The sequence below is a fragment of the Vulcanisaeta sp. JCM 14467 genome, assembly GCF_001316245.1.
GTDB lineage: Archaea > Thermoproteota > Thermoprotei > Thermoproteales > Thermocladiaceae > Vulcanisaeta.
Map to the genome: position 1 here is coordinate 1 of NZ_BBDM01000023.1, position 976 is coordinate 976.

Here is a 976-nt window from a genome sequence, read left to right on the forward strand (position 1 = left end):
CATTGGTTATGGGCCTAGCTACGTGGTTGTTGGTTCATGCCCGGTGACTGAGATTCCCGGGCCCGGCATAAACATTCCGCAGTACTTCCAATCCATGGGTTGCCAGGTCGAGCTTAAAAACACCACGTGGCTTGTCATTGAGTTGAGTAATTGGTGTAGTGGACCCGTGACAATACCCGTCACGGCATTCAGCATCGAGCTTTACCCACAGTACTATGAGTATGTGCCAATACAGTATAGCCTACCAACAAATCAGCAGTACGTTACGCTCAACGTTTACGTGAATAGCACAAGCCCGGTCAGACTATTCATATTCACACCAGACCAGTACGAACACTTCAACGAGAGCTTATCGACATCAAAAGCCTGGTACTTCTTCGGGCCCGCCTATTACTACGGTGGTGAGTCAACGAGGTTCAACACGCAGGTTTTGCTGAGTACTCAGCAGTTGGGTGATGGTGGTTACTACCTAGTCATCAGCAACGTACTGCCGAGTACAAGCACGGTCTCGGTATTCGCAAACATAACAATAACATACACACCACAAACACCAAACATACAGACATAACTCACAATCATCACTTAATCATTTAAGGGAACAAACATACGTCAGTATATCCCATGGCAATCCTGTGGGTATATGCATTCTCCATCTAGTACTATTGCCATCGGCCTTAAAACCCACTCACCAATGCCCGGTGTCTCGGTCATAAGCATGATCTCGCAGTCGAACCATCGTTAAAGTCAATACTCAGGTGAACACCAACACTCGCCCTATCGAGAATCCCATAGGCACCACCGCTGTAAGGCCCCGCTCAATATTCACGGCACCCAACTCCCTGAGCTTCGAGGTCAATGCACCGAGGTACTTATTACTGGCGATCTCGAAGGGTGGGCTTGTGATCGAACCCTCAACAACCTCACTATCACCGCAAAGGCTTAGGACCCATGAACCACCCCAGAAGGACAACCTAAA

2 protein-coding genes are annotated in these 976 nt (G+C 48.6%); one reads left to right on the forward strand and one right to left on the reverse strand.

Going from position 1 to position 976, the window contains the following annotated elements; all coding sequences use genetic code 11:
* Positions 1-568, forward strand: a 568-nt coding sequence (locus tag JCM14467_RS14280; RefSeq protein WP_252901820.1) for a hypothetical protein, incomplete at its 5' end; no start/stop codon positions are given.
* Between the two features lie 183 nt (positions 569-751).
* On the opposite strand, the gene JCM14467_RS14285 is transcribed toward JCM14467_RS14280, so the two are convergent.
* Positions 752-976, reverse strand: a 225-nt coding sequence (locus JCM14467_RS14285; RefSeq protein WP_252901821.1) for a hypothetical protein, incomplete at its 5' end; no start/stop codon positions are given.